This is a genomic window from Pseudomonas sp. GD04058 (assembly GCF_029836855.1).
Taxonomy (GTDB): Bacteria; Pseudomonadota; Gammaproteobacteria; order Pseudomonadales; family Pseudomonadaceae; genus Aquipseudomonas; species Aquipseudomonas bharatica.
This window is the reverse complement of sequence record NZ_JAOECN010000049.1, coordinates 18,433-33,048: the sequence shown is the minus strand read 5'-3', so window position 1 is coordinate 33,048 and position 14,616 is coordinate 18,433. Positions and strand designations below refer to the sequence as shown.

Below are 14,616 nucleotides of genomic sequence, written 5' to 3'. Positions count from 1 at the left end.
TCGCTAATCAGGGCTTTTGACCCTCAAGGATCGCGGCGTAGCCTTCGCGGTAGCTCGGATAAGTCGGCGCCCAGCCCAGCGCCCGGGCCCGGGCGTTACTGCAACGCTTGCTCCCGGTACGCCTCACCCGCTGCTGCTCCGACCATTCGGTAACCCCCATGTACTCACGCAGCCAGCCCACCACTTCGGCCAGCGGAGCGGGCGCGTCGTCCACACCGATATAGCAGTCGTCCAGCGCCCGCCCGTCGTGATCGGCACGCAGCAGGAAAGCCAGCAGGCCGGCGGCATCCTCGGCATGGATTCGGTTGCCGTAAAGCGGTGGTTCCTCGGTCACCCGATAACCTTGGCGAACCTGGCTCAGCAACCATTCGCGCCCCGGGCCGTAGATTCCGGTCAAGCGCACCACGCTGGCCGGAATTCCGCTCTGCAGGGCCAGGCGCTCCGCCTCCAGCATCACCCGGCCGGAATATTCCTGCGGCGCAGTTTCCGCGGTCTCGTCGATCCATGCCCCGTTCTTCTGGGCGAACACGCTGCTGCTGGAGACGAACAGCAGGCGACGCGGCCTCTGGCACCGTTCTGCCAGCCAGCCCAGCACGTTACGCAGCCCCTCGACGTAGGCCGAGCGGTAGCCGGGCTCGTCATGCTGGCTGGCAGCCACGCAATAGACCAGGTAGTCGGGGCCTATCGTCGGCCAATCTGCGGGGATTTCGTGCCTTTCGAGATCCGCAGCGATAGCTGTGACGCCCGCAGGCACTGCGCTGGCAGTACGCCGCAGACCACTCACCGACCAGCCGCCCGCCAGCAGTTGCCTGGCCAGGCGACCACCGACATCGCCACAACCAACGATCAGGACTGAAGGTGCTGACATGCTGAAACTCCCGTAATCAAAGGCTGGACTATCCCGGCAAAATCGATAGGCGGCTAGCAATGAAGTTAAAAAAAGCTACTTTATTACTTTTGCTAACAAGAATTACTTGCAATAATGGCCGCCCATTTTTCTGTTCTCGGCCTGTTTCGAGGCCCTGAAGAGCATCCACCCATTCTTCTTCATCAGGTCCGGCCAGCATGACACGCATCCAACCTTCCGCTTCGCCAACCACATCGCGCGCCCTGCGCGCCATCGCAGCGCTGATGTTCAGCCTGATGCTGGCACCCGCTGCGATGGCTGAAGAGCCAACGGCCGCTGCGCCAGCACCTGCCGCCGCCGCTGCCCCTGCAACCCCGGCTACGCAAGCGGCCGCGCCTGATGCCGAACAACCAGCAGCCACTCCGGCCGCTGCGCCAGTGGAAGGCACGGCCGAGCCCCTGAATGCGGACGGCGAGCCCCTGGCCGAAGACAACACCCTGGGCATGGGCCACGACCTGTCGCCATGGGGCATGTACCAGAACGCCGACGTGGTGGTCAAAGCGGTCATGATCGGCCTGGCCATCGCCTCGATCATCACCTGGACCATCTGGATCGCCAAGGGCTTCGAGCTGCTGGGTGCCAAGCGCCGCCTGCGGGGTGAAATCGCCGCGCTGAAGAAATCGGTATCGCTCAAGGACGCCGCCGACAAGGCCGACAAGCCCGGCACCCTGGCCCATGTGCTGATCCACGACGCCTTGGAAGAAATGCATCTTTCGGCCAATGCCCGTGAGAAGGAAGGCATCAAGGAACGCGTCAGCTTCCGCCTCGAGCGCCTGGTTGCCGCCAGCGGTCGCAATATGTCCAGCGGTACCGGCGTGCTCGCCACCATCGGCTCCACTGCACCTTTCGTCGGCCTGTTCGGTACAGTGTGGGGCATCATGAACAGCTTCATCGGCATCGCCAAGACCCAGACCACCAACCTCGCCGTGGTTGCCCCGGGTATCGCCGAAGCGCTGCTGGCCACTGCCCTGGGCCTGGTCGCGGCCATCCCTGCCGTGGTCATCTACAACGTCTTCGCCCGTTCCATCGCTGGCTACAAGGCCCAGGTGTCCGACGCTTCGGCGCAGGTCCTGCTGCTGGTCAGCCGTGATCTGGACCACCAGCCAGGCGAGCGTTCCGCTCAGCCGCACATGGTGAAAGTGGGGTAAGCCATGGGCCTGCATCTTAATGAAGGCGGCGACGATCTCGCCGAAAACCACGAAATCAACGTAACGCCGTTCATCGACGTCATGCTGGTGCTGCTGATCATCTTCATGGTCGCAGCGCCGCTGGCGACGGTCGACATCAAGGTCGACCTGCCCGCCTCGACCGCGAAACCTGCGCCGAGGCCGGAAAAGCCGGTGTTCCTCAGCGTCAAGGCCGACCAGAAGCTGTACCTGGGCGACGAGCTGGTCCAGCAGCATGACCAGCTGGGTTCGCTGCTGGATGCCAAGACCAAGGGCGACAAGGAAACCACGATCTTCTTCCAGGCCGACAAGGGCGTGGACTACGGAGATCTGATGGACGTCATGAATATTCTGCGCGCCGCCGGCTACCTCAAGGTCGGCCTGGTCGGGCTTGAGACGGCAGCGAAGAAATGATCGAGACCCGGTACAAGCTGGGGCGTTACGGCGGTAGCCTGTTGATCGTGCTGGCGGTGCATGCCGTCGCCATCGCGCTGACCCTGAACTGGTCAAAGCCCGAGGCTATCGAATTGCCGCCTGCGGCCATGATGATCGCAATGCCACCGATGCCGGAGCCGGCACCGCCACCGCCGCCCAAGGTCGTGACGCCGCCACAGCCGCCGGCACCGGTGGAAGAGCCGCCGCTGCCGAAGCTGGTCGAGGCGCCGAAACCGAAGATCGCCATTCCCAAGCCCGCCAAGCCGAAGGCCAAGCCACAACCGCCCAAGCCCGAGCAGAAGGAAGAGCCGAAGCAGAAGCCGGTCGAGCAAGAAGTCGCCAACGCACCGCCTAGCCCCGCCCCCGCTACCAAGCCGGCAGCCGCGGCACCTAGCGTGGCGAGCAACAGCGAGGCCAAGGCGACCTGGCAGAGCGACCTGCTGAACCATCTGGCGAAGTACAAGCGCTATCCGGAAGATGCACGCCGCCGGGGCCAGACGGGCATTACCCAGCTGCGTTTCGTGGTCGATTCCGAGGGCCGCGTGGTGTCCTACGAACTGGTGGGCAAGTCCGGCAGCGCCTCGCTGGACCGTGCGACCCTGGAAATGATCCGCCGGGCCCAGCCGCTACCCCCGCCGCCGAAGGACATCCTGACCAACGGCGTCATCGACCTGAAAGCACCGTTTGTCTTCTCCCTCGAAAAGGGCAGGCGCTAGATCGGATTGGGGTCGTTTTGCGGCCCCATAATTTCTCGCCAATCATCATTTCTGTCGCACGCAGGCAAGTCTGATAACGTGCGTCTATCGGTTGCAGCCGCTATGCTGGGGCCGCTACTTCATGGACGCACGTTATGACCCTTACAGAATTGCGCTACATCGTCACTCTTGCCCAGGAACAGCACTTCGGCCACGCCGCCGAGCGCTGCCACGTCAGCCAGCCGACGCTGTCGGTGGGCGTGAAAAAGCTGGAGGACGAACTCGGCGTGCTGATCTTCGAGCGCAGCAAGAGCGCGGTGCGCCTGACCCCGGTCGGCGAAAGCATCGTGGCCCAGGCGCAGAAGGTCCTCGAGCAGGCCCAGGGCATCCGCGAGCTGGCCCAGGCCGGCAAGAACCAGCTGACTGCGCCACTCAAGGTCGGGGCGATCTATACGGTCGGGCCCTACCTGTTCCCGCACCTGATTCCACAACTGCACCGGGTCGCCCCGCAGATGCCGTTGTACATCGAGGAAAACTTCACCCACGTATTGCGCGACAAACTGCGCAACGGCGAACTGGATGCAGTGATCATCGCCCTGCCGTTCAACGAAGCGGACGTGCTGACCCTGCCGCTCTATGACGAGCCGTTCTACGTGCTGATGCCCAGCGGCCACCCCTGGACCCGCCAGGAAACCATCGACGCCAGCCTGCTCAACGACAAGAGCCTGCTGCTGCTCGGCGAAGGCCACTGCTTCCGCGACCAGGTCCTGGAAGCCTGCCCGACCCTGGGCAAGGGCAGCGAAGGCGCCAAGCACACCACGGTGGAATCCAGCTCGCTGGAGACCATCCGCCATATGGTCGCCTCTGGCCTGGGCGTGTCGATCCTGCCGCTTTCCGCCGTGCACAGCCACCATTACGCCCCGGGCGTGATCGAAGTGCGCCCGTTGAGCCCACCCGCACCGTTCCGTACCGTGGCCATCGCCTGGCGCGCCAGCTTCCCGCGGCCCAAGGCGATCGAGATCCTCGCCGACTCGATTCGTCTCTGCTCCGTGGCCAAGCCGCCAGCGAACGGGTAGGCCGGCGCCATGACCGAGTTGTCCCATGTGTCGGTCACGGCACTGAAAGGTGTTGGTGAAGCCCTGGCCGAGAAACTGGCCAAGGTCGGCCTGGAAACCCTCCAGGACGTCCTGTTCCATCTGCCCCTGCGCTACCAGGACCGTACCCGTGTGGTGCCGATCGGCGCCTTGCGTCCGGGCCAGGATGCAGTGATCGAAGGTGTCGTCAGCGGTGCCGACGTGGTCATGGGCAAGCGCCGCAGCCTGGTGGTGCGGCTGGGTGATGGCAGCGGCGTGCTCAGCCTGCGCTTCTATCACTTCAGCATGGCGCAGAAGGACGCGCTCAAGCGCGGCACCCACGTGCGCTGCTATGGCGAGGCGCGTCCCGGAGCCTCCGGCCTGGAGATCTACCATCCGGAATACCGCACCCTCAACGGCAACGAGCCGCCGCCCCCGGTGGACCAGACCCTGACGCCGATCTACCCGACCACCGAAGGCCTGACCCAGCAGCGCCTGCGCCAGTTGAGCCAGCAGACCCTGGCGATGCTCGGCCCGCGCAGCCTGCCGGACTGGCTGCCGGAAGAGCTGGCCCGGGACTATCACCTCGGCCCGCTGGACGAAGCCATCCGCTACCTGCATCAGCCACCGGCGGATGCCGATGTCGATGAACTCGCCGAAGGCCAGCATTGGGCCCAGCACCGCCTGGCCTTCGAAGAGCTGCTGACCCACCAGCTGTCGCAACAACGCCTTCGTGAAAGCATGCGTTCGCTGCGCGCGCCGGTCTTGCCACGGGCCAGCCGGCTGCCGCAACAATTCCTCGCCAACCTGGGCTTCCCGCCGACCGGTGCACAACAACGGGTTGGCAACGAGATCGCCTACGACCTGAGCCAGCAGGAGCCGATGCTGCGTCTGGTCCAGGGTGACGTTGGCGCGGGCAAGACCGTGGTCGCCGCCCTTGCCGCCCTGCAGGCGCTGGAAGCGGGTTACCAGGTTGCCCTGATGGCGCCCACCGAGATCCTCGCCGAGCAGCATTTCATCACCTTCAAGCGCTGGCTCGAGCCGCTGGGCATCGAGGTCGCCTGGCTGGCCGGCAAGCTCAAGGGCAAGGCCCGCACCGCGGCACTCGAACAGATCGCCACGGGCACGCCGATGGTGGTCGGCACCCATGCCTTGTTCCAGGAAGAAGTGAAGTTCCATAACCTGGCCCTGGCGATCATCGACGAGCAGCACCGCTTCGGCGTGCAACAGCGCCTGGCCCTGCGGCAGAAGGGCGTGGGCGGGCGCTTCTGCCCGCACCAGTTGATCATGACCGCGACCCCGATCCCGCGGACCCTGGCCATGAGCGCTTACGCCGACCTCGATACGTCGATCCTCGATGAACTGCCCCCGGGCCGGACGCCGGTGAACACCGTGCTGGTCGCCGATAGCAGGCGCTTCGAAGTGGTCGAGCGGGTCCGCGCCGCCTGCGCCGAAGGACGGCAGGCCTATTGGGTGTGCACCTTGATCGAGGAATCCGAGGAGTTGACCTGCCAGGCCGCCGAAACCACCTTCGAAGAGCTGTCGAGTGCCCTGGGCGAGCTGCGCGTAGGATTGATCCACGGGCGGATGAAAGCAGCGGAAAAAGCTGCGGTAATGGCCGAGTTCAAGGAAGGCCACCTGCAATTGCTGGTGGCGACGACGGTGATCGAGGTTGGCGTGGACGTTCCCAACGCCAGCCTGATGATCATCGAAAACCCCGAGCGCCTGGGCCTGGCCCAACTGCACCAGCTACGCGGCCGGGTCGGACGCGGCAGCGCAGCGAGCCATTGCGTGCTGCTCTATCATCCACCGCTGTCGCAGATCGGCCGGGAACGCCTGGGGATCATGCGCGAAACCAATGATGGTTTCGTCATTGCCGAGAAGGACCTGGAACTGCGCGGCCCCGGAGAAATGCTTGGCACCCGCCAGACCGGCCTGCTGCAATTCAAGGTCGCCGACCTGATGCGCGATGCCGACCTGCTGCCCGCCGTACGCGACGCAGCCCAGGCGCTGCTGGCACGCTGGCCCGATCACGTCAGCCCGCTGCTAGAACGCTGGCTGCGTCATGGCCAACAATACGGCCAGGTGTGATGCGCTCGACGGAATTGGATCCAGCCGGCCGGCCAAGCTGGTTATAATCTCGCCACTGTGAAGAATTTGGATACAGACCATGATTGAAGTTGCCCTCGAAACCGCAACCCCACAGGTTCCGTCTGTTATCCGGCTGCTGCTCGACAAGCTGGGTGTCGCCTACCGCGAAGTGGCCGATCACCCGCAACTGCCGCCCGAAACCCGCGTTCAGGCCGTTCTTCTCGACGACACGGTCGGCGCGCTGATGGTGTTGTTCCCGCAGAGCCAGTTGCTCGACCTGAGCCGTCTCACCGAACTGACCGGCCGCAAGCTCGCCGCCGTGCCGCTGGAGCGCCTGCAGGGCATGCTGGACAAGCACGGGCTGAAGATCCTTCCGGCTATCCCGGCGCTGACCAGTTCGCCCTGCCTGTACGAGGAAAGCCTGCTCAAGCCGGACGCCCTGCTGGTGCAGTCGGGTGAACCCGGGCTGCTGCTGGAGATCGAGCGCGACGACTTCCGCAAGATGCTCAACAAGGCCAGCGCCGGCCAGTTCGGCGAGCTGCTGAGCAAGATCCATCCGAACCTCGACCGTCCCCTGGACGACCGCGACGAGATCACCCAGGCGGTCCAGGCCTTCACTGCGCGGCGTATCCAGCAGCGCCTGGAGTCGACCATCGAGATCCCGCCACTGGCCGAAACCGCGCAGAAAATCATCAAGCTGCGGGTCGACCCCAACGCGACCATCGACGACATCACCGGCGTGGTGGAGACCGACCCGGCCCTGGCGGCGCAGGTCGTCAGTTGGGCGGCATCGCCTTACTATGCGTCGCCGGGCAAGATCCGTTCGGTGGAAGACGCGATCGTCCGCGTGCTTGGCTTCGACCTGGTGATCAACCTGGCCCTCGGCCTGGCCCTGGGCAAGACCCTCAGCCTGCCCAAGGACCACCCGCAACACACCACGCCGTACTGGCAGCAATCGATCTACACCGCTGCGGTGATCGAAGGCCTGACCCGCGCCATGCCCCGGGCCGAGCGTCCCGAGGCCGGCCTGACCTACCTGGCGGGCCTGCTGCACAATTTCGGCTACCTGCTGCTGGCACACGTCTTCCCGCCGCACTTCTCGTTGATCTGCCGGCACCTGGAGGTCAACCCGCACGTCTGCCACAGCTATGTCGAACAACACCTGCTAGGCATCAGCCGCGAGCAGATCGGCGCCTGGCTGATGCGCTTCTGGGACATGCCGGACGAGCTGGCCACCGCCCTGCGCTTCCAGAACGACCCGCACTATGCCGGTGACCATTCGCCATTCGCCAACCTGGTGTGCCTGTCGGTGCGTCTGTTGCGCGCGCGGGGAATCGGCTCGGGGCCGGATGAGGCGATTCCGGATGAACTGCTCGATCGCCTGAACATCAGCCGCGAGAAGGCCGAGGATGTGGTGAACAAGGTGCTGGAAGCGGAAGTGATGTTGCGCGAGCTGGCCTCGCAGTTCAGCCAGCACTAGAAAGACCGCCACGGACCCTGTGGGAGCGGGTTTACCCGCGATTGCGGCAGTGAATCCACCTCAGCAATCGCGGGTAAACCCGCTCCCACAGGGTCCGCGATCAACTTCAGCTTTTCTTCTTAGGTTTCAGGTACTTCATCAACCCCTGGAACCAGATCACCAGCGCCGGATTACCCTTGATCTGGATGCTCTTGTCCTGAATCCCCTGCATGAACGCCAACTGCTTGTTTTTCGCCTGCAGGGTTTCGAAACCGAAGGCCGCGTCCTTGAACGCAATGGCGAAGGCCGGCTCCGGGTGAGTTCCGCCACTGCTGCGGATACGGCTGTCCTTCACGATGAAATGACGAGCAACCTTGCCATCCAGCGTCTGCAACTGGAACACCAGCTCTTTGTCCTTCAGTTGCTGCTGGAACGCCGGGTTGTTGCGACTGGCCCGGGCCATCAACAGCCCCATGGCCCAAAGAAGAAAGCGGAACTTCATGAATGCGCCTCGGTGAAAAAATGACTGCCGGGCGCAGTTTATCCTTTTAATGAACGAAAGCTACTGATCCCACAAACAAAACGGGCATCCCCAGGATGCCCGTTTGACTGCGTTCGACGACTCACGCCATCAGTTGACGCTTTCCTTCAGGGCCTTGCCTGGCTTGAACGCCACGGTATTGCTGGCCTTGATTTTCACCGGCTCGCCGGTTTGCGGGTTCTTGCCGGTGCGGGCGCCACGGTGGCGCTGTTCGAAGGTGCCGAAGCCGACCAGGGTGACGGTGTCCTTCTTGCTCAACGCCTGTGTGATCTGCTCGAGGACCGCGTCCAATACCACGCTGGCCTTGGCCTTGGTGAGGTCGGCCTTTTCGGAGATGGCTGCGACGATTTCGTTTTTGCGCATGGTGAAGCCTCTTTGACGGAATTTTTGTTGTTATGCCGTGCTGCCCTCGAAGGCAGCGCCCAAGGCACCGCAGGCTCTAGCCTGCGGCAGACGGAAGTGAGGATGGCACGCCGCCAAGGACCGCGCCAGTCTCGAGGCGGCCATTGAGCGGGCAATGGAATGGTAAAACCGACAGAACGACCGGTATTTACGCCAGCAGGGCCGGAAGCTGGCGATTCAGGGCCAATTTCTCCATGACCGCCGCGCCGGTAAGGGCGTAGCCAAGCAACTGGCCATGGGCATCGTGGCAGAGCACTTTCAGGTCGCTGCCCTGACCTTCCACCGTCCATGTGCCCTCATTGCCGGACGGCGGCGGCGATACCACCAGGGGACAAACCGGCGTCTTCACCGTGATCGGCATCGGTCCATAGGCAACCGTGGCGGGATGCCCGGCGAGGGTCTGTGCCAGCGCGCGCGCGCAGCTCATCAGCGGCATCACGTAGAGCAGATTGAGCCCCTCGACCTCGGCACAGTCACCCAGGGCGAAGATATTGGCGTGGGAAGTGCGCAGCTGCCGATCAACCACCACTCCGCGGTTGATGCGCAAGCCGGCCGCTGCTGCGATGTCGGTACGTGGTCGCAAGCCGACCGCCGATACCACCAGATCGCAGGCAATCACCGAACCGTCCGAAAGGTGCGCCTCCAGCGCCTCGCCTGCACGCTGCAAGCGGGTCAGCACCGGCCCCAGGTGGAAACGCACTCCCAGCCCTTCCAGGCCGGCCTGGACCGCCGAGGCAGCCGCCGGGTGCAGCAAGGTCGGCATAACCTGCTCGCACGGTGCCACGACGTCCACCTCGAAACCGCCCAGGCTCATGTCGTTGGCGAACTCGCAGCCAATCAATCCGGCACCGAGAATCAGCACCCGGCGCTTGCCTGCCGCGGCGACACGGAAGCGTGCATAGTCCTCCAGATCATTGATCGGGAACACGGCGTCAACACCGTCGCCCTCCACCGGCACCCGCACGGTTTCCGCGCCCCAGGCCAGCACCAGGTCGCGGTAGCACACCTGCTCTTCACCGATCCACACGCGCTTGTGCCCCGGATCGATGCCGCTGATGCGGGTATGCGTGCGGATCTCGGCCTTGAGTTGCTCGGCCATGGCCCCGGGCTCGGCCATGCTCAGGCCGTCGGCGTCCTTGTGCTTGGCAAAACCGGTAGACAGCATCGGCTTGGAATAGGAGCGGCCATCGTCCGCAGTGATCAGCAGCAACGGCGTTTCGCCGTCGAGCTTGCGAAATTCGCGAGCGAGGTTATAGCCCGCCAGTCCGGTGCCGATTATCACTACGGGATCGGTCATGCCTTGAAAATCCTTGTCGGGGGTGGAATAGGGATCAGCCGATGGCGATCATTTCGAAGTCGGTCTTGCCGACGCCGCAGTCCGGGCACAGCCAGTCTTCCGGTACGTCTTCCCAGCGCGTGCCGGGCGCGATACCGTCATCCGGCCAGCCCTCGGCTTCGTCGTAGATCAGGCCGCACACTACGCATTGCCACTTTTTCATCACTGCTTCTCCTCGGGTTCAGGCCAGGCCCGATCATGCTTTTGTGGAAATGGCGATCGGGCCGTCAGCGGGCTTTGTACTGAGCCCGGCCAGGGGATGCAAGCCGGTACAAGCAAACATGTTAAGCTTCGCCGCTTCTCTGGCCTGTAACCCTCTACCTACCGTGCCAAACGAATACCCGCAAGTTTCCGTCGGGCGCTGGGCGCCATATGCCGAGCGGCTCGCCACGACGACGCCGGCCGCCACCCTCGATTGGCTGTTCGACCAGGGCTCCCTGACCCGCCGCTTGACCCGCCTTTCCCGCGACCATTTTTCCGTAACACCACTTTTCGAAGGCTGGCAGGCCCTGCGCGATGACGAATGCCAGGCCCTGGGCCTGGCACCCGGCAGCGAGGGCTGGGTGCGCGAGGTGTATCTGCGCGGGCACGGTGAACCCTGGGTATTCGCCCGCAGCGTTGCCGCACGCCAGGCCTTGCGTGATGACGGACTGGACCTGGAAGCGCTCGGCAGCCGCTCGCTGGGCGAGCTGCTGTTCTGCGACCAGGGCTTCGTCCGCCAGGCCATCGAGGTCTGTCATTATCCGCGCGCCTGGCTGCCTGCCGGGCAGGCTGCAGACAATCTCTGGGGCCGCCGCTCGCGTTTCGATCGTGGCGCCCTCGGCGTGCTGGTGGCGGAAGTGTTCCTGCCTGGCCTGTGGCACGCCGCCGAAGCGTTCAAGGAGACCCGCTGATGTACCTGAGCCTGCTCAAATCGCTCAACCGCCTGCACCCCCGGGCCTGGGACTTCATCCAGCTCAGCCGCATGGACAAGCCGATCGGCATCTACCTGCTGCTGTGGCCGACCCTGTCGGCGGTGTGGATCGCCGGCAACGGCTCGCCCTCCGTCGCCAATGTCCTGATCTTCTTCTTCGGCGTAGTGCTGATGCGTGCCGCCGGGTGTGCGATCAACGACTTCGCCGACCGCAAGGTGGATGGTCATGTGAAGCGCACGGCCGGACGTCCGCTGGCCGCCGGGCGCATCAGCGCCCGCGAAGCCCTGGCACTGTTCGCCCTGCTGGTCGGCATCAGCTTCCTGCTGGTGCTGTGCACCAACCAGAAGACCGTGCTGCTGTCATTCGGCGCAGTCGCCCTGGCAGCCTGTTACCCGTTCATGAAGCGCTACACCTACTACCCGCAGGTGGTCCTGGGTGCGGCGTATTCGTGGGGCATTCCCATGGCATTCACGGCGGCCAACGGCGAGCTGCCAGCGATCGCCTGGCTGCTGTACATCGCCAACCTGTTGTGGACGGTGGGATACGACACCTACTACGCCATGGTCGATCGGGACGACGACCTGAAGATCGGGGTGAAGTCCACCGCGATCCTGTTCGGCGAGGCCGATCGCACCATCATCCTGTCGCTGCAAGGTGCGTCATTGCTGTGCCTGCTGCTGGCAGGCAACCAGTTCGGGCTGGGCGGATGGTTCCACCTCGGGCTGCTGGGTGCAGCGCTGTGCTTCGCCTGGGAATACTGGTCGACCCGGGGACTGGAGCGGGAGGCCTGCTTCAAGGCGTTCCTGCATAACCATTGGGCGGGGTTCATCATTTTCGTCAGCATCGTGGTCGATTACGCCACCCGCTGACTCTTCTGTTGTTGCTGATGGCCCTATCGCTGGCAAGCCAGCTCCCACAGGTCCGGTGGTGCATGCGGTCCCTGTGGGAGCTGGCTTGCCAGCGATGAGGCCCTCAAGGCTTACGGCTTGGCCGCGTGCCAGACATCCTTCATGCCATCGCCAGTCGTGTCGCCGGCTTTCTTGTCCTTGACGAAGGTATACAGCGGCTTGCCGTCGTAGGCCCATTGCATGCTGCCGTCGTCGCGCTTGATCTGCGTCCATTTGCCCTCGGCCTTCTCGCCAGCCTGGACCATCAGCGGTGGCCAGTTCTTGGCGCATTCGCCAGCACACATCGACTTGCCACCACTGTCCTTGTCGAAGGTATAAAGCGTCATTCCGGCGTGGTCCACCAGCATGCCGTTCTTCTCCATGGCCGGCGCGGCCAGTGCCACTCCCGGCAGCGCCAGGGTTGCACAGAGAGCCATCCAGTTCAGCGTATGTCGTGTCATTGGATTCACCGTGTCGTTCTTGAAGTGCGGGATCTAAAGCCTAGCCTAGTAACGGAATGTTGCTGCAACGTCCCCGGACTTGTCACACAGCTGCAATAATTCCGTTATCTAATGCGGGCCAAGACACCTGAAGCTGGGAAGAGGTTTGAGCATGGTTGGCAGGAACATTCTGATCGTCGACGACGAAGCGCCCATTCGCGAAATGATCGCCGTTGCCTTGGAAATGGCCGGCTATGACTGCCTGGAGGCGGAAAACTCCCAGCAGGCCCACGCCATCATCGTCGACCGCAAGCCGGACCTGATCCTGCTCGACTGGATGCTGCCAGGCACCTCCGGCATCGAACTGGCCCGGCGCCTGAAGCGCGACGAGTTGACCAGCGACGTACCGATCATCATGCTGACCGCCAAGGGCGAGGAAGATAACAAGATCCAGGGCCTGGAAGTCGGCGCCGACGACTACATCACCAAGCCGTTCTCGCCCCGCGAGCTGGTCGCCCGCCTCAAGGCGGTGCTACGCCGCGCAGGCCCGACAGACGGCGAAGCGCCGATCGAGGTCGGTGGCCTGCTGCTCGACCCCATCAGCCACCGCGTGACCATCGACGGCAAGCCGGCCGAGATGGGCCCGACCGAATATCGCCTGCTGCAATTCTTCATGACCCACCAGGAGCGCGCCTATACCCGCGGCCAGTTGCTGGACCAGGTCTGGGGCGGCAACGTCTACGTCGAGGAGCGCACCGTCGATGTGCATATCCGGCGCCTGCGCAAGGCGTTGGGTGATGCCTACGAAAATCTGGTACAAACCGTCCGTGGTACCGGCTACCGCTTCTCGACCAAGGGCTAGGAACAGCTACAAGCCATAAGTTACAAGCCTCAAGTAAGAGCAAAAGCAAAAACGAGATCGGCTTGCAGCTTGAAGCTGATCCGCAAGGATCCCCAATTGAACCAGAACTGGCACGGCACCCTGATTCGCCACATGCTGCTGCTGATCAGCGTGTGCCTGATCATCGGACTGATCAGCGGATACTACGGCTGGGCCCTGGCCCTGGGCCTGGCGGTCTACCTGGGCTGGACCCTCAAGCAGATGCTGCGCCTGCACCATTGGCTGCAGGCGCACAAGCCCGACGAGCCACCGCCGGATGGCTACGGCCTGTGGGGAGAAGTGTTCGACAGCATCTATCACCTGCAGCGCCGCGACCAGCGCGTGCGCGGGCGCCTGCAGGCGGTGATCGACCGTGTCCAGGAGTCCACCGCGGCGTTGAAGGACGCGGTGATCATGCTCGACAGCGAAGGCAACCTGGAATGGTGGAACCGCGCCGCCGAGACCCTGCTGGGCCTGAAGACCCCACAGGACAGCGGTCAGCCGGTGACCAACCTGGTCCGCCATCCGCGCTTCAAGGAATATTTCGAGCAGGAAAACTACCTCGAACCCCTGGAAATCCCGTCGCCGATCAGTGACCGGGTGCGCATCCAGTTCCATATCACCCGCTATGGCAACAGCGAGCACCTGATGCTGGTGCGTGACGTGACCCGCATCCACCAACTGGAACAGATGCGCAAGGATTTCGTCGCCAACGTATCCCACGAACTGCGCACGCCGCTGACGGTGATCGCCGGTTACCTGGAAACCTTGCTGGACAACGTCGAAGACGTGAATCCACGTTGGGTGCGTGCCCTGCAGCAGATGCAGCAACAGGGTGGGCGCATGCAGACCCTGCTCAACGACCTGCTGCTGCTGGCCAAGCTGGAAGCCACCGATTACCCCTCGGATAACCACCCCGTCGCCGTCGACAGCCTGCTGAACTCGATCAAGGGCGATGCCCAGGCCCTGTCCGGCCAGCGCAACCAGCGCATCAGCCTGGAAGCCGAACCAGGCCTGCGCCTGAAGGGCAGCGAGACGGAACTGCGCAGTGCCTTTTCCAACCTGGTGTTCAACGCGGTCAAGTACACCCAGGACGGCGGCACTATCCGGATCCGCTGGTGGGCCGACGAGCAGGGTGCGCACCTCAGCGTGCAGGATTCCGGCATCGGTATCGACGCCAAGCACCTGCCGCGCCTGACCGAGCGCTTCTACCGGGTCGACTCCAGCCGCGCCTCCAACACTGGCGGCACCGGGCTGGGCCTGGCGATCGTCAAGCATGTGCTGCTGCGCCATCGCGGTCGCCTGGAGATCAGCAGCGTACCGGGCCACGGCAGCACGTTCACCTGCCATTTCCCGGTCGCCCAGTTGGCCCCGGCCAAGGCCAGCTGAT

Annotated in this window: 17 protein-coding genes; 10 read left to right on the top strand and 7 right to left on the bottom strand. The window is 63.9% G+C overall.

What is annotated here, in order from left to right; genetic code table 11:
- Positions 1 to 7: 7 nt before the first annotated feature.
- Both N7650_RS25210 and N7650_RS25205 read right to left on the bottom strand, forming a co-directional pair.
- Positions 8 to 868, bottom strand: coding sequence for an SDR family oxidoreductase (locus N7650_RS25210; protein ID WP_279900506.1), 861 nt, complete (start codon positions 866 to 868; stop codon positions 8 to 10).
- 28 nt (positions 869 to 896) lie between these two features.
- Positions 897 to 1,076: a hypothetical protein gene (locus tag N7650_RS25205; protein WP_158467730.1), complete on the bottom strand. Its 180-nt coding sequence runs from the start codon at positions 1,074 to 1,076 to the stop codon at positions 897 to 899.
- Between N7650_RS25205 and exbB the strand changes: the two genes are divergently transcribed.
- The 6 genes from exbB (at position 1,066) to N7650_RS25175 (ending at position 7,847) form a co-directional block, all read left to right on the top strand.
- Positions 1,066 to 2,055, top strand: coding sequence for a tonB-system energizer ExbB (gene exbB, locus N7650_RS25200; protein ID WP_009394410.1), 990 nt, complete (start codon positions 1,066 to 1,068; stop codon positions 2,053 to 2,055). The two genes, N7650_RS25205 and exbB, sit on opposite strands and share 11 nt — an antisense overlap.
- A 3-nt stretch (positions 2,056 to 2,058) precedes the next feature.
- Entirely contained in the window at positions 2,059 to 2,487 is a 429-nt protein-coding gene (exbD, locus tag N7650_RS25195) for a TonB system transport protein ExbD (protein WP_009394411.1), read from the top strand.
- On the top strand, positions 2,484 to 3,224 hold the full coding sequence (locus N7650_RS25190; protein ID WP_009394412.1) for an energy transducer TonB: 741 nt from the start codon (positions 2,484 to 2,486) through the stop codon (positions 3,222 to 3,224). Before exbD ends, N7650_RS25190 begins: the two co-directional genes overlap by 4 nt.
- A 134-nt stretch (positions 3,225 to 3,358) precedes the next feature.
- Complete coding sequence (locus N7650_RS25185; RefSeq protein WP_009394413.1) at positions 3,359 to 4,279, top strand: hydrogen peroxide-inducible genes activator; 921 nt, start codon at positions 3,359 to 3,361, stop codon at positions 4,277 to 4,279.
- Between the two features lie 9 nt (positions 4,280 to 4,288).
- Entirely contained in the window at positions 4,289 to 6,367 is a 2,079-nt protein-coding gene (gene recG / locus N7650_RS25180) for an ATP-dependent DNA helicase RecG (protein ID WP_009394414.1), read from the top strand.
- A 79-nt stretch (positions 6,368 to 6,446) separates the two neighbouring features.
- Positions 6,447 to 7,847: an aminoacyl-tRNA deacylase and HDOD domain-containing protein gene (locus N7650_RS25175; protein WP_009394415.1), complete on the top strand. Its 1,401-nt coding sequence runs from the start codon at positions 6,447 to 6,449 to the stop codon at positions 7,845 to 7,847.
- A gap of 106 nt (positions 7,848 to 7,953) precedes the next feature.
- Here the strand turns inward: N7650_RS25175 and N7650_RS25170 are convergent, their stop codons facing one another.
- From N7650_RS25170 to N7650_RS25155, 4 genes are all read right to left on the bottom strand, one after another.
- On the bottom strand, positions 7,954 to 8,328 hold the full coding sequence (locus N7650_RS25170; RefSeq protein WP_064302210.1) for a hypothetical protein: 375 nt from the start codon (positions 8,326 to 8,328) through the stop codon (positions 7,954 to 7,956).
- 129 nt (positions 8,329 to 8,457) lie between these two features.
- Positions 8,458 to 8,730, bottom strand: coding sequence for an HU family DNA-binding protein (locus N7650_RS25165; protein ID WP_009394417.1), 273 nt, complete (start codon positions 8,728 to 8,730; stop codon positions 8,458 to 8,460).
- 187 nt (positions 8,731 to 8,917) lie between these two features.
- On the bottom strand, positions 8,918 to 10,066 hold the full coding sequence (locus tag N7650_RS25160; RefSeq protein WP_279900502.1) for an FAD-dependent oxidoreductase: 1,149 nt from the start codon (positions 10,064 to 10,066) through the stop codon (positions 8,918 to 8,920).
- 34 nt (positions 10,067 to 10,100) lie between these two features.
- Positions 10,101 to 10,268, bottom strand: a complete 168-nt coding sequence (locus tag N7650_RS25155) for a rubredoxin (RefSeq protein WP_009394419.1) — start codon at positions 10,266 to 10,268, stop codon at positions 10,101 to 10,103.
- 163 nt (positions 10,269 to 10,431) lie between these two features.
- Here N7650_RS25155 and N7650_RS25150 point away from each other — a divergent pair, with 163 nt between their 5' ends.
- On the top strand, positions 10,432 to 10,998 hold the full coding sequence (locus tag N7650_RS25150; protein ID WP_009394420.1) for a chorismate lyase: 567 nt from the start codon (positions 10,432 to 10,434) through the stop codon (positions 10,996 to 10,998).
- Positions 10,998 to 11,888 carry a 4-hydroxybenzoate octaprenyltransferase gene (gene ubiA, locus N7650_RS25145; RefSeq protein ID WP_279900500.1) on the top strand — a complete coding sequence of 297 codons (891 nt, stop codon included), beginning with the start codon at positions 10,998 to 11,000 and terminating at the stop codon, positions 11,886 to 11,888. Before N7650_RS25150 ends, ubiA begins: the two co-directional genes overlap by 1 nt.
- Before the next feature lie 110 nt (positions 11,889 to 11,998).
- Here ubiA and N7650_RS25140 read toward each other — a convergent pair whose 3' ends face one another.
- A complete protein-coding gene (locus N7650_RS25140; RefSeq protein ID WP_279900498.1) occupies positions 11,999 to 12,367 on the bottom strand; it encodes a hypothetical protein in 369 nt (122 codons plus the stop codon).
- A 151-nt stretch (positions 12,368 to 12,518) separates the two neighbouring features.
- Here N7650_RS25140 and phoB point away from each other — a divergent pair, with 151 nt between their 5' ends.
- The gene (gene phoB / locus N7650_RS25135) at positions 12,519 to 13,208 is read left to right on the top strand and encodes a phosphate regulon transcriptional regulator PhoB (RefSeq protein WP_009394423.1); all 690 of its coding nucleotides are present in this window, start codon (positions 12,519 to 12,521) and stop codon (positions 13,206 to 13,208) included.
- 132 nt (positions 13,209 to 13,340) lie between these two features.
- Positions 13,341 to 14,615 carry a phosphate regulon sensor histidine kinase PhoR gene (phoR, locus tag N7650_RS25130; protein WP_240160603.1) on the top strand — a complete coding sequence of 425 codons (1,275 nt, stop codon included), beginning with the start codon at positions 13,341 to 13,343 and terminating at the stop codon, positions 14,613 to 14,615.
- Position 14,616: the final 1 nt, after the last annotated feature.